This window comes from Lawsonella clevelandensis (genome assembly GCF_003241315.1).
Classification (GTDB): Bacteria; Actinomycetota; Actinomycetes; order Mycobacteriales; family Mycobacteriaceae; genus Lawsonella; species Lawsonella clevelandensis_A.
The window spans coordinates 197199-210329 of the sequence record NZ_QFOZ01000001.1; the positions used below are offsets into that span (position 1 = coordinate 197199).

Annotated in this window: 11 protein-coding genes; 10 read left to right on the plus strand and 1 reads right to left on the minus strand. The window is 51.0% G+C overall.

The annotated features are described in order from the left end of the window. The first annotated feature begins 27 nt into the window (after positions 1–27). Genes DI579_RS00880 through DI579_RS00890 form a run of 3 tightly spaced genes read left to right on the plus strand, consistent with a single transcriptional unit; the run spans position 28 to position 3350 of the window. Entirely contained in the window at positions 28–1248 is a 1221-nt protein-coding gene (locus DI579_RS00880) for a cysteine desulfurase family protein (RefSeq protein ID WP_303678554.1), read from the plus strand. 9 nt (positions 1249–1257) lie between these two features. After that, the gene (gene mnmA / locus DI579_RS00885; protein WP_290595462.1) at positions 1258–2481 is read left to right on the plus strand and encodes a tRNA 2-thiouridine(34) synthase MnmA; all 1224 of its coding nucleotides are present in this window, start codon (positions 1258–1260) and stop codon (positions 2479–2481) included. Beyond that, positions 2481–3350, plus strand: coding sequence for a hypothetical protein (locus tag DI579_RS00890; RefSeq protein WP_290595461.1), 870 nt, complete (start codon positions 2481–2483; stop codon positions 3348–3350). The genes mnmA and DI579_RS00890 overlap by 1 nt, the downstream gene beginning before the upstream one ends. Positions 3351–3505: 155 nt before the next feature. On the opposite strand, the gene DI579_RS00895 is transcribed toward DI579_RS00890, so the two are convergent. Then, positions 3506–4222, minus strand: a complete 717-nt coding sequence (locus DI579_RS00895) for a 3'-5' exonuclease (RefSeq protein WP_290595460.1) — start codon at positions 4220–4222, stop codon at positions 3506–3508. A 115-nt stretch (positions 4223–4337) separates the two neighbouring features. Between DI579_RS00895 and ligA the strand changes: the two genes are divergently transcribed. The 7 genes from ligA to DI579_RS00930 all read left to right on the plus strand — a co-directional run bounded on the left by ligA (position 4338) and on the right by DI579_RS00930 (position 13079). Continuing rightward, positions 4338–6497 carry an NAD-dependent DNA ligase LigA gene (ligA, locus tag DI579_RS00900; protein ID WP_290595459.1) on the plus strand — a complete coding sequence of 720 codons (2160 nt, stop codon included), beginning with the start codon at positions 4338–4340 and terminating at the stop codon, positions 6495–6497. After that, positions 6494–7030, plus strand: a complete 537-nt coding sequence (locus tag DI579_RS00905; protein WP_290595458.1) for a GNAT family N-acetyltransferase — start codon at positions 6494–6496, stop codon at positions 7028–7030. Before ligA ends, DI579_RS00905 begins: the two co-directional genes overlap by 4 nt. A 55-nt stretch (positions 7031–7085) precedes the next feature. Then, entirely contained in the window at positions 7086–7388 is a 303-nt protein-coding gene (gatC, locus tag DI579_RS00910) for an Asp-tRNA(Asn)/Glu-tRNA(Gln) amidotransferase subunit GatC (RefSeq protein WP_290595457.1), read from the plus strand. A 5-nt stretch (positions 7389–7393) separates the two neighbouring features. Continuing rightward, positions 7394–8893, plus strand: coding sequence for an Asp-tRNA(Asn)/Glu-tRNA(Gln) amidotransferase subunit GatA (gene gatA, locus DI579_RS00915; protein ID WP_290595456.1), 1500 nt, complete (start codon positions 7394–7396; stop codon positions 8891–8893). A gap of 234 nt (positions 8894–9127) precedes the next feature. Further along, positions 9128–10168: a 6-phosphofructokinase gene (locus DI579_RS00920; protein WP_303678555.1), complete on the plus strand. Its 1041-nt coding sequence runs from the start codon at positions 9128–9130 to the stop codon at positions 10166–10168. Positions 10169–10300: 132 nt separating this feature from the next. Then, the gene (gene gatB, locus DI579_RS00925; RefSeq protein ID WP_290595454.1) at positions 10301–11809 is read left to right on the plus strand and encodes an Asp-tRNA(Asn)/Glu-tRNA(Gln) amidotransferase subunit GatB; all 1509 of its coding nucleotides are present in this window, start codon (positions 10301–10303) and stop codon (positions 11807–11809) included. Positions 11810–11900: 91 nt separating this feature from the next. Further along, on the plus strand, positions 11901–13079 hold the full coding sequence (locus DI579_RS00930; protein WP_290595453.1) for a DoxX family protein: 1179 nt from the start codon (positions 11901–11903) through the stop codon (positions 13077–13079). The last annotated feature ends 52 nt before the right edge of the window (positions 13080–13131 follow it).

Genomic DNA, 13131 nt, shown 5'->3' on the forward strand with positions numbered 1-13131 from the left:
TGACTCATAGCTGAAGAAAGACACCGAATGCTCTGTGAAGATCCAGAATCTCTAGCTAATGCCGCATATTTCGACCACGCTGCTATTATCCCATTGCGGCCAGAAGCGTTGGAAGCAATGTGTACCTTGGCTAGTGATATAGGCAATCCTTCCAGTGCACATTCCGTGGGAAGACGAGCCCGCTGTCATCTAGAAGAAGCACGTGAGTCTATCGCAGATAATCTAGGGGCCCGCCCCAGCGAAGTTATTTTCGTTAGCTCAGGTACAGAAGCAGACAATCTGGCTCTCAAAGGTATGGCATTACAGCGCGCCGGGCAGGAATGCCATCGTTTGCTCCTTAGTGCGGTGGAGCATCATTCCGTTAGTGATACGGCGAAGTGGCTTTCCGACTATCGACATCACTATTTCGGTATCGATTTGGATATTCTTCCTGTTGATGCGGAGGGACGTGTTCTTCCTGATGTTGTTGCGGAGCGACTGAACCAAGACGATGTACCGCTACTACTGACGGTAATGGCTGCTAATAATGAGACAGGTACTGTTCAGCCTATAACCGAACTAGCAGATCTAGCACTATCTCATGATGTTCCTTTCCACGTGGATGCAGTGCAAGCAGCAACACATATTCCGGTAGATTTTTCACATCCCGGCATCACCACTATGTCGGTTGCGTCCCAAAAAATTGGAGGACCTACCGGTGTAGGGGTTCTTCTGGCTCGCCGTGATGCCCCCCTCATCCCTCTTTTTCACGGCGGTGGGCAGGAACGAGGTTTGCGCCCAGGGACACAGAATCTTTTGGGCATTGTTGGTATGGCTGCTGCGCTACGATCCGCTATCGCACAACAACACGAAGAAACTGTACGGCTTGTTGCCTTGCGAAAGCGACTGATTGATGGACTACATGCTGCCGTCGACGATGTCATTATCAATGGTCCAGAAGAAGCAACCTGTGGGGCGGATACTCCCGTTCTTCCCGGGATAGTGTCAGCTACATTCCCTGGTTGTGAAGGTGATGCCCTTCTTATGCTTCTCGATGGTAAGGATGTGAGTGTCTCCCTTGGTGCTGCGTGTAGTGCTGGTGTGGCACAGGCTTCTGAAGTATTGCTCGCTATGGGCATTCCTGCTCAACAAGCGCGTGGTACACTGCGTCTTTCCATGGGGTACACCACAACAGAGGAGCATATTGATACGCTTCTTCACGCTTTACCTCAGGTGGTGGAACGTGCTCGTTTAGCTGGTCTGGCATAGGCTATACCCATGCGTGTACTAGCTGCCTTATCCGGAGGTGTTGACTCTTCCGTAGCTGCTGCCCGCCTAGTTGATGCTGGGCACGAGGTAGTGGGCATCCATCTTGCACTGTCCAGTGCTCCAGCGACATTACGGACTGGCGCGCGTGGTTGTTGTTCTCTGGAAGATTCTAGCGATGCGCGTCGTGTTGCTGATCAATTAGGCATCCCGTTTTACGTGTGGGATTTTTCTGAGCGTTTCCGTTCGCACGTCATTGAGGATTTTGTTACCACGTATGAACTAGGGGAGACACCTAATCCGTGCTTGCGGTGCAATGAACGAATTAAATTTGATGCTCTCCTCGAACGTGGCCTTGCCTTGGGATATGACGCTGTGGCCACTGGCCATTACGCACAGATTACTGACGGCATGCTGCGCCGTGGTGTGGACTCGGCGAAAGACCAATCGTATGTGTTAGGTGTGCTTAACCGACACCAACTTGATCACTCACTTTTCCCCTGTGGTGATACCGAAAAACCTGATATTCGGAAGGAAGCTGCTGCACACGGTTTCAGTGTGGCATCGAAACCAGACTCTACTGATATCTGTTTCATTCCCAATAGAGATACACGTGGTTTCCTTCACCTTCGGCTCGGTGATCGACCTGGCCCAGTAGTCGATATGGTGACGGGGAAAACCGTTGCGGAACACCACGGTACATACGGTTTTACAATTGGTCAGCGGAAGGGACTAGGGCTCCCTGGTCCACTACCCGATGGATTACCACGCTATGTGGTGGGTATTGATGTGCGCCGTAATACGGTTCTTATTGGTACGCGAGACATGTTGGCAACTAACTATTTACAGGGATGGCCTGGAAACTGGTTAGTAACGGAATTAGCCACTATTGCGGCAGCTGGTGAACATTACCAATTGCGCTGTGAAGTACAAGTACGAGCACACGCTACACCCGTACCATGCACCGTTGAAATAGGTGCTGCGGATACTAACACTGCAGGTACACCAGCGGAGATGACAGGTGGAGTTGTCACTATTCATACGGATACACCGTTGCGTGGTGTCGCATGTGGGCAAACTGCCGTGCTTTACCAGCCAGATCCGGCCGGAGATATTGTCCTTGGATCTGTCACTATCCACGCTACGGCACGCAACCGTGATGATCTGTACAAAGAATTCCCCAGTGAACATTCTTCTGCTACAACCACAGAGACAATAGCCGCAGAGGATATCTAGTGGACATACGTGCAGAGGGAACCTATCCCGGTACGGATATGCGGCTTACCCTTGCCACAATTGCGGGAGAAGCCAGTCCGAGTTTCTTCTTTCCTGTTCTTCCGGAGCGTGGCTATGAAGCGTCACCAGTAGGACGAATGACAGCTCTGCTACCAGACATGGTATGGGGCTATGGGATACGTACTTTTACCTGCGGAGCGCATGAAACGCGTTTTCACCGGTCTGCCTGTTCACTCCTAGAGCAAGATCTGGATCTACTGGAAGAAACTATCGAAACAACAGGTACAGCGGAGGGGAAACTGACGGTACCGCTCGCAGGACCTGTCACCTGCCTTTCCCATGTGGAACTTTCCAACGGGCATTGGATGTGGACAGATGCAGGTGCAGTGCGGGACCTCATGGAGCAATATGCGGAAATGGTTGCCCATGTCATCAACGAAATAACGCATCGTACGGGCCGTGATGTGTGGATTGTCATTGACGAGACTGAAGCACAGTCAGTATTCGATGGAAGTCTATCTGGGATACATATATGGGAGAGTATGCCCATTCCCGATATGCGAACATTACTGTCCCAATGGGGTGCTAGTGGGGCAGTAGCGCCAGGTCGCGTTGTCCTACGTCTACCGGATATGACGCAGTTTCCGGACCATACCTGGACTCGCTACTGTGATTCGGTAATACGTGCAAAGACATTGCGTTTAGCTCTGCCATTTTCTCTGCGACCAACGGCAGAGCAGCGCGATACTCTAGGAGAGCTGTATGACCAGTGGGGAACTAGCCTAGAACTATATCGCTACCAGTGGCGGTGCCACGCCAGCAGTGGCGCACTCAGGCACAGCGCATTGCACAAGTGCTACACGATATAGCTGTTCCTCCACAGGTAGAGAAAATACCAGCTGTACATGATACAACATTGCGGTGGGCAGCCAGTACCGTGTCCAATACCACGTTTAATGCTGTGCCGTTTCGTCCTGCGGAAAGTGTAGCGGAGTATGTGGGAGCTCTTGCAGAAGTACCAGCGTTAGTCCTCAACGAGTGGCCCCAGTAACGGCCATTCCGTTTCTACAGTGCTATAGTTACGTCCTACCCGTGCCAGATAGTCACGCAGGCTCTGCTGACGTTCCTTCTGCCACTCAGTCTGCTGCGTCATTAATTCCGCAGTGGGTGTTGTACAAAGCTGGGGATAGGTTTCCGCGAGACGGAGTGCCAGCTGTGCAGCCCCCAATGCATCCGCATCAGCCTGGTGAGCATTGTCGAGAGAAACGTTGTAATGTGCGCACACCATGGTTAACGTGCGTCTGCCTTGACGATATTTATCCAGTGCGCGGTCAATAACGTAGGGGTCTATTACTAACCCACGAATCTCAAAACTGGGAACCCAATGGCGCAGGATAGTGAGATCAAATGAGGCGTTGTAGACGATAACTGCGCGATTGTCCTCCCACGCATCGTAAAGACAAGAGACAGTCTCCTCTGCAACCTCCTGGTGGGGGCGTCCCTCTGTGCGCGCTTTTTCTGTTGAGATGCCGTGGACTGCGCTTGCGGCGGCAGGAATATCGCATCCGGGATCAGCAAGCCAATTATGGGCCTCAATGAGGGGTTCTGCCGATGACGTAGTGTCGGGGAAATCAATGTTTAGGCATGAGGATGTGACAATGCGTGCGGTGCGTGGGTTTGGACCAGTAGTTTCGAGGTCGAAAGAGCACACGTGGTGAGGGTTAAAGAAACTGTCTGCCATGGATACTCCTCTGAGGTAAGCAATCGCAGAATATGCACAAAACTGTTCTTCAGGTTACTCTCTGGCTGTAGCAAATTTGGTTAACTTCGTGGTGTGGAAACGTTAGGCTAAAGACGTGATTGACTCAACTATTCAGCAGCGGTGGAATGAGCTAGCGGACACTGTGCGGGACCACCAATTCCGCTACTACGTTATGAATTCACCCATCATTGCAGATAGTGAGTTCGACAAGCTTTTCTATGAGCTAGTAGCACTCGAAGACGAATACCCCGAACTCCGTACACCTAACTCACCTACACAGTTGGTAGGTGGTGGTTTCGAGACTACTTTTCAGTCTGTTGAGCATCCGGAGAGAATGCTCAGTTTAGACGATGTTTTTAGTCCAGAAGAATTAACGGAGTGGCTTACTCGGCTGGAAAATGAGGTGGGGACACACCAGGAATATCTTACGGAACTGAAAATCGATGGTGCCGCAATAGATCTGGTGTATCGAAATGGTGTTTTGGACCGTGCTGCTACTCGCGGTGATGGGCGAGTGGGGGAGGATATTACCCTCAATGCGCGCACTATTGTTGATATCCCCACGCATTTGCGTGAAAATCCGGATTACCCGATCCCTGCTCTGTTAGAAGTGCGCGGGGAAGTGTTTTTTGCTCTTGATGACTTTGCTGCACTTAATGAACGAATTATTAATGAGGCAGCAGAAGCTGACAGGAAACCTAAGCCTTTTGCTAATCCACGCAATGCTGCGGCGGGATCTCTCCGTCAAAAAGATCCGGCAGAGGTGGCTCGTCGCCATCTTCGTATGATTTGTCATGGCTTAGGGAAAACTGAAGGTTTTCATCCTACGACGCAGTGGGAGGCCTATCAAGCTATGGCGTCTTGGGGATTGCATGTTTCCGATAAAACAGAATGCGTCCACGGTATCGATGAGGTCCTTAACAAGATGCGGTACTGGGGTGAACATCGTGCCGAAAGTGAACATGAAACTGATGGATTAGTTGTAAAACTCAATAACATTGCGGAACAACGCAGACTGGGGGCAACATCACGTGTACCGCGGTGGGCTGTTGCCTATAAATATCCACCCGAAGAAGCTATAACGAAACTGCTGGATATTCGCGTTTCTGTAGGGCGAACTGGACGTGTCACACCCTATGCTTTTATGGAACCTGTCACTGTTGCCGGCTCAACAGTATCTAATGCGACGTTGCACAACCAGTTTGAAGTGAAACGTAAGGGTGTTCTCATTGGCGACCAGGTCGTCATTAGAAAAGCTGGAGAAGTTATCCCCGAGGTTTTAGGCCCTATCGTTGATGCGCGTACGGGTGAGGAAAAAGAATTCATCTTTCCCACACACTGTCCTGAATGTGGTGCTCTTCTTGCCCCAGAAAAAGAATCTGACCAGGACTGGCGTTGCCCCAACACACATGGATGTCCGGCGCAGTTGCGGGAACGTCTGTTTTATCTTGCGAGTCGGGCCGCCCTCGATATTGAGGCGCTTGGGGAGAAGGGGGCCCGTGATCTGTACGAGCGGAATATTTTGCATGATGAAGGGGATCTTTTCACCATCACTGCTGCAGATTTGTTAAAAACACAGCAATATACGCGGCGTGCACCCCGTAATGTGGATACGGATCCTAAATATGCGCATACTGCAGTAGGCGAGGTCGATGGACAGCGCGTCATCTTGTCCAAGACTGGGGAGAAGTTACTACAAAACTTAGAAGAGGCAAAAGAACGGCCATTGTGGCGGATTCTCGTTGCTCTTTCCATTCGCCATGTTGGGCCCACCGCTGCTCGTTCTCTAGCAACAGCATTTGGTAGTCTGCAGAAAATTCAGCACTTGGCTATGAGTGGAGAAGTAGCCACGCTATCTGAGGTAGAAGGTGTGGGCGGCATTATTGCAGATTCGCTTGTGGAATGGTTTTCTATAGAGTGGCATCGCGATATCGTTGACAAATGGGCTGCTGCGGGAGTCCGTATGGAGGATTCCCATGAGGAGGATCAGCCCCACACGCTAGAGGGGTTGACGGTGGTTGCTACCGGTTCATTAGAAGGCTTTACGCGCGATTCTGTGAAGGAGGCTATTGTCTCCCATGGTGGTAAGGCAGCCAGTTCTGTTTCCAAGAAAACTGACTACGTTGTTGCTGGTGCTCATGCTGGCTCAAAACTTACTAAAGCAGAGGCTTTAGGTATTCCTGTTCTTAATGAGGAAGAATTTGTTGTGCTACTACACGGTGGCGAAGCAGCGTTAAAGGAGAAACGTGCATGAGCGATAAGAATCGCACTGGGTCTACTACTGGGTTTACTATCCGTCCAATGCGTGAAGAGGATCTGCAGATAGTGGGGGAAATGACGGCTACCACATTTACCCCTTATGAAGATCCCAATTCTCCTTATCTCGATATCTTGCGTGATGTCACTCCGCGTTTTCAGAATGCGGATGCCAATTTTGTTGCTGTTGATGATGTCACCGATCAGATTTTGGGTGCTGTTACATTGGCAGCAGGTGGTAATCCTTGGGCATCAATTGCGCAAGAGGGGGAAATTGAACTACGTACACTCGCTGTAGATGAGGCAGCGCAGGGGCGCGGTATTGGGTCGACACTTGTGCGTACTTGCCAGGAATATGCTGTTCAGAATGGTTTTCACACAGTAGTACTCTCAACTAGGGAGAATATGGTTCCGGCTCACCGAGTGTATGAGCGCATGGGGTTCCAACTGGAACGCTCGCGTTTTTGGAGTCCTGTTCCAGGACTCATTGTTCGTTGCTACGTGTGGCCTGTTCCCACCGCGACGCGGTAGCATTTGCACAGTACATAAGCATTTGCATAGTACGATTCCGAAGAAAGGTGCTTCAGTGGACGGTATTACCCGTGACGATGTCGCTCACCTCGCGAAACTAGCGCGTTTGGCGTTAGCTGATGATGAGTTAGATGAGTTGGCTGGTCAAATTAAGGATATTTTGCAGCACGTGAATGTCATCACGGAGCTTGACACTGAAGGCGTTGACGCAATGAGCCATCCAGTGGCTATCCAGAATATTGCGCATGAGGATGTTACCAAGCCTTGTTTGTCGCAGGAATCAGTATTGAGTCAGGCTCCTGAAGTAGAGGATGGCCGTATCGTCATTCCGCAGATTCTGAGTGAGGGAGGGGAATAACGATAATGAGTGATCTTCGTACTGTTCCTGCTGATTCTATTCTTTCTATGGATGCATATACGCTGGCACAGCGTATACATGCAGGGGAACTATCATCTGTTGCAGTAACGCAAGCCTTCTTGGATCGTATTCAAGAAATCGATGGCGATATCCATGCTTTCCTACATGTTGGCGCGGAGGAAGCTTTAGCAACTGCTCGCAAGGTGGATGAGGATGTTGCAGCTGGTAAGGAACCGGCTTCTCCGCTAGCGGGTGTTCCACTTGCCTTGAAGGATATTTTCACAACGGTTGATGCACCGACAACATGCGCATCGAAAATTCTGGAGGGTTATGTCCCACAGTATGATGCGACTGTTGTGAAGAAGCTCCGCGAAGCTGGCATCCCCATATTGGGTAAGACCAATATGGATGAGTTCGCCATGGGTTCTTCTACGGAAAACTCTGCGTATGGTCCCACCTATAACCCGTGGGATAAGGAGCGTACTCCGGGTGGTTCTGGTGGTGGTTCCGCTGCGGCGTTGGCCTCCTATGAAGCTCCGCTAGCTATTGGTACAGATACGGGTGGTTCAATCCGTCAGCCGGCAGCTCTTACCGCCACGGTAGGGGTGAAGCCCACCTATGGCACAGTATCTCGCTATGGTCTGGTAGCGTGTGCATCGTCCCTGGATCAGGGTGGTCCGTGTGCTCGTACCGTGTTGGATACGGCCATGCTGCACAATGTTATTGCTGGCCATGATGATCATGATTCCACATCATTGTCGGTAGAAATTCCCAATATGGTGGATGCCGCATTGGAGGGTCAGAATAAAGATCTTTCCGGTGTGAAGATTGGCCTTATTAAGGAATTCCTCACTGATGAGGGATGTCAACCTGGAGTAGCGGAGTCTTTCCGTCAGGCAGTTGAAACTCTGCAAGGGTTGGGCGCAGAAATCGTTGAGGTGTCTTGCCCGAACTTCCCCTACGCATTGGCTGCTTATTACCTCATTCTTCCCTCTGAAGTGTCGTCTAATCTGGCCCGCTTTGACGGAATGCGCTACGGACTCCGGGTGGGCGATGATGGGACTCATTCGGTTGACGAGGTGATGTCTCTGACGCGTGCTGCTGGTTTTGGTAAGGAAGTTAAACGCCGCATCATCATTGGTACGTATGCTCTTTCTGCTGGCTACTACGATGCGTACTATACGCAGGCACAGAAGGTTCGTACGCTTATTGCACAGGACTTCCAAAAAGCCTATGAGCAGGTAGATGTGTTGATCTCGCCGACTACTCCGCAGACGGCATTCAAGCTGGGAGAGCGAGTTGACGATCCGCTTTCCATGTATCTCTTCGACCTTTACACGTTGCCTCTGAACTTGGCAGGTATTTGTGGTATGTCCGTTCCATCTGGACTGGCATCGGATTCTGGAATGCCTGTGGGTCTGCAGATTATGGCTCCAGCTTTGGAGGATGCTCGTCTTTATCGGGTTGGTGCCGCGTATGAAAAGGCGCGTGGACCACTCTGCTAGCTTTTGCCACTAGACGCTAATATTCTGTGAGAACACTTTGTGAGGAGTCCTCCTCTTCGTCTGAGGAATACAGGCGGAGGGGAGGATTTCGGCGTAATCTGGGCTTATATCAGCGAAACTATGTAGGTGCGGTGAATCTGTTGCTGGATCGGTTAAGTATTCGCTTGTTTATCTCGGTACACTGCACCTATAGCTACTTTTTCTAAGAAATGGCAATAGAGAAGGATTAGTCACATGGGTCTTCGAATTGGTGTTCTGACTGCCGGTGGTGACTGCCCGGGCTTAAATGCAGTTATTCGCGGTGTTGTTCGCACTGCTAACAGCTGCTACGACGCTACAGTGGTGGGTTTCCAAGACGGTTGGACTGGTCTCGTCAACAATTTTCGTATTCAGCTTTATGACAATGAAAGCATCGACAAGATCCTCGACCAAGGTGGCACCATTTTAGGTACTGGTCGCATGAATCCACATGAGTTGGAATCTCGCATAGACGATATCAAAGCGACTCTTGCCGATAATGAAATTGATGCCGTCATTCCTATTGGTGGAGACGGTACCTTGCGCGGCGGTCGTTGGCTGATGGAAAACGGCATTAATGTTGTCGGTGTTCCCAAGACTATCGACAATGACGTTGCCAATACTGACTACACGTTTGGTTTCGATACAGCAGTATCTATTGCCACAGATGCTATTGACCGTCTGCATACCACTGCGGAGTCCCACCAGCGCGTCATGCTGGTAGAAGTCATGGGACGCAACGCCGGATGGATCGCTCTCCAGGCAGGAATGGCCGGAGGCGCACACATGGTTGTTATCCCAGAAGTTCCTTTCGATGTTGATCGCATTGCCAAGCTTATGGAGCGCCGCTTCCAAATGGGTGAATCCTACGCTATCTGCGTGGTAGCCGAGGGGGCACATCCTAAGGAAGGCACGATGGAAATGCGGTCTGGCGGTATCGATAAGTTCGGGCACGAAATATATACGGGCGTTACGCAACAGCTTGGCGATGAGCTACGTACTCGCCTCTATGATCGCGATATCCGTACCACGGTACTTGGTCATATTCAGCGTGGTGGTACCCCTACTGCTTTTGACCGCGTTCTGGGTACTCGTTTTGGTGTTAATGCTGTCCATGCCGTTGCCGAGGGCGACTTTGGAAAAGTGGTCGCGGTTCGCAATGACAAGATTGAACGCATCACTCTTGATGAGGCAGTCGGCCATCCGAAGAGAGTCCCCATGGATCGCTACAGGGAAATGGAAGCCCTCTTCGGCTAAACGTGCCATAGCGGTGGTATAACTGATCACTTAGTATCGGCTCAATGCGGGTTCAGTGCATGCTTTCTCAGCGAGGAACCGTGTGTTGAGCCGATACTGCAATAACTGCTCTTCTCACCTAAACTAGGAACCATGACAAGCGCCCATGTAGATGACATCCTCGACTTCGACGAGGTAATCGCGAAGTACGATCCCGTTATGGGGTTGGAAGTTCACGTAGAGCTTTCTACGGAAACGAAAATGTTCTGCAATAGCCCCACCGCTTTCGGTGCAGAACCCAACACCCACGTTAGCCCCACATGTATGGGACTACCTGGCGCACTCCCCGTTGTTAACCAGCAAGCAGTGGACTGGGCTATCAAGATCGGTTTGGCCTTAAACTGCCAGATTGCTTCTTATTCGCGTTTTGCTCGAAAGAATTACTTCTATCCGGACCAGCCCAAGAACTATCAGATTAGCCAATATGACGAGCCCATTGCCTACGACGGTTATCTGGAGTTCCAGCTCGAAGACGGCACCCCCTTCCGGGTTGATATTGAACGTGCTCACATGGAGGAAGACACCGGCAAACTGACCCATATTGGTGGTGAGACAGGCCGCATTAACGGTGCTACACACTCTCTCCTCGATATGAACCGTGCCGGCGTGCCGCTTATCGAAATTGTTACCAAGCCTATTGAAGGAGCAGGGGAGCGCGCCCCCGAAGTAGCTCGCGCTTACGTCACCGCATTGCGTGATGTTATTCGCTCGCTGAAGGTGTCTGACGTCAATATGGCGCAGGGGTCCATGCGTGCCGATGTTAACTTGTCTCTCCGCCCCGTGGGTACCACCGAGTTCGGTACGCGTACAGAGACAAAGAACGTTAATACGTTAAAGTCCATTGAGACTGCTGTCCGCTACGAAATGTGCCGTCAGGCAGCCGTTCTGGATGCGGGTGAAGAAGTTCGTCTAGAGACGCGCCACTTCTTGGAATCTACTGGTGCAACTGCAGCAGGTCGTCCGAAAGAAACCTCTGCTGATTACCGCTACTTCAATGATCCTGATTTGGCGCCTGTTGTCGTGTCGCGTGAGCATGTTGAAGATATTCGTGCCACACTACCGGAACTCCCTTGGGTGCGTCGTGCTCGTTTGCAGAAAGAGTGGAATCTTTCTGATGAGGAACTCCGAGACCTCGTCAATACCGGTGCTATGGATCTTGTTGCCGATACGGTGGAAGCGGGCGCTCCCTCCGCTGAAGCACGTAACTGGTGGGTTTCCTACCTTACGCAGCAAGCCAAGAACCGCGAGGTAGAACTTGATGCCCTGGCTATTTCTCCGAAACAGCTGGCAGAAGTTATTAGCATGGTCGCGGAAGGCAAGCTCACCAATAAGCTGGCCCGCCAGGTTGTTGATGCTGTCCTCGACGGCGAGGGTGAACCTGCTGAAGTCGTCGAAAAACGTGGACTGGCCGTTGTCTCCGATGATTCGGCGCTTCGCAGCGCAGTGGAGGAAGCTCTTGCCGCTCAGCCTGATATTGCCGATAAGATTCGCAGTGGCAAAGTACAGGCAGCCGGTGCCATTATCGGTGCAGTGATGAAAGCTACTCGCGGCCAGGCAGATGCTGCACGAGTACGCGAAATCATCATTGAAATGTGCTCATAACTTTCTTACGTAGAACATCCCAGGAGTGTGCTCTTAGCGACTCACCTGGGATGTTCTGCATTTTCATAAATTCTCCCGTTATTCTGGACGCATGAGCGACGATACAACTTCTGTTCCTAACTCTGAGCCTGCGTTTAATGAGGAACCTGTGCTCAACGAAGATACTGGCGAGGATATCAGCGAAGATACTGCCTCGCGCGATTCGTCGGATGATACTGTTCCCCAACAGATGCAGCCAGTTAGTGACGATGATGTCGTCCTGGATGGTTTATTAGACGACATCGACACTATTTCTGCTGCAGATCAGGAAAGTATTACTGCAGACAGTGAAAGCGAAGCGCAGTCGACGGATGACGACGATGCCACAGCTGTGGGAATCTTCGATAGTGAGGACACTGCGAGTGAGATGCCAGAGATGGAGCAGCCTCTGGCCTATACCGCCGCAGAAGATGCTGAAACAACGTTTATCGATACTGTTTTACCTGGTGAGGATACTTCCTCTGGGGTATTCGATGACAATGTTTACATTGACCCAGCAGAGACAGCTGTTATGGAATCAGCGGAGACTGCCGTAGCTGACATTCCTGTTTCTGTTGCCCCTGCTGCCCCCGTGAGCGTGTCTTCTTCGTCAGTTGAAGATGCTGCTAGTAGCGAGCCTCTGGATAGTAGTGACCTTTCAGATAGTGACGAACTTCTGGAAGATGTACATGATGGCCAGGAAAAAGACGATAACGAGGACGATAAGTCAAAAGGATGGGGGACGGTTGATTGGGGCCTTTTCCTCCTGCGAGTAACTCTCGGTGTCATTATGGCCATGCATGGTGCGGATAAACTCTTTGGTCTTTTTGGCGGTTCCATTAGTGCAACTGAGGACCTGCTACGGTCTGTCGGCTTCACTAATCACACTGAGATATTTGCGATAGGTGCTGGTGTGGCAGAACTTGTGAGCGGCATCATCGTTATTTTGGGGCTTTTTGCGCCAGCGGGAGCGTCGGTGATCTTAGGTGTGATGGGCATGGCGACGCTTACGCATTTAGCATTGGGTGAGGGTGCTTTTCTCGCTCTTTATAAGGGACCGTATGAGCTGATTACCCTTATTGCGGCAATGTCTGCAGCGGTTATTTTTGCCGGGTCGGGCCGGTGGTCAGTGGATGGACGATGGGGCTGGGCGACACGACCTAAATGGGGTGCCATTGTGTGGTTCATTGTTGGTATCGCGTCAGCTCCCATTGTGTGGGCAATTTTTAATACGCAAGGTTTCCCCTTCTAACAGATTTATCTTCTAGTAGACTCTCGTCGATAATGTCGTAAGGTTATGAAAA

What these genes read in the sequence shown, in the direction of transcription:
- DI579_RS00880 (WP_303678554.1), top strand. Translation starts at nt 28, where the DNA reads ATGCTCTGTGAAGATCCAGAATCTCTAGCTAATGCCGCATATTTCGAC.
- mnmA (WP_290595462.1), top strand. Translation starts at nt 1,258, where the DNA reads ATGCGTGTACTAGCTGCCTTATCCGGAGGTGTTGACTCTTCCGTAGCT.
- DI579_RS00895 (WP_290595460.1), bottom strand. Translation starts at nt 4,222, where the DNA reads ATGGCAGACAGTTTCTTTAACCCTCACCACGTGTGCTCTTTCGACCTC.
- DI579_RS00905 (WP_290595458.1), top strand. Translation starts at nt 6,494, where the DNA reads ATGAGCGATAAGAATCGCACTGGGTCTACTACTGGGTTTACTATCCGT.
- gatA (WP_290595456.1), top strand. Translation starts at nt 7,394, where the DNA reads ATGAGTGATCTTCGTACTGTTCCTGCTGATTCTATTCTTTCTATGGAT.
- DI579_RS00920 (WP_303678555.1), top strand. Translation starts at nt 9,128, where the DNA reads ATGGGTCTTCGAATTGGTGTTCTGACTGCCGGTGGTGACTGCCCGGGC.
- gatB (WP_290595454.1), top strand. Translation starts at nt 10,301, where the DNA reads ATGACAAGCGCCCATGTAGATGACATCCTCGACTTCGACGAGGTAATC.
- DI579_RS00930 (WP_290595453.1), top strand. Translation starts at nt 11,901, where the DNA reads ATGAGCGACGATACAACTTCTGTTCCTAACTCTGAGCCTGCGTTTAAT.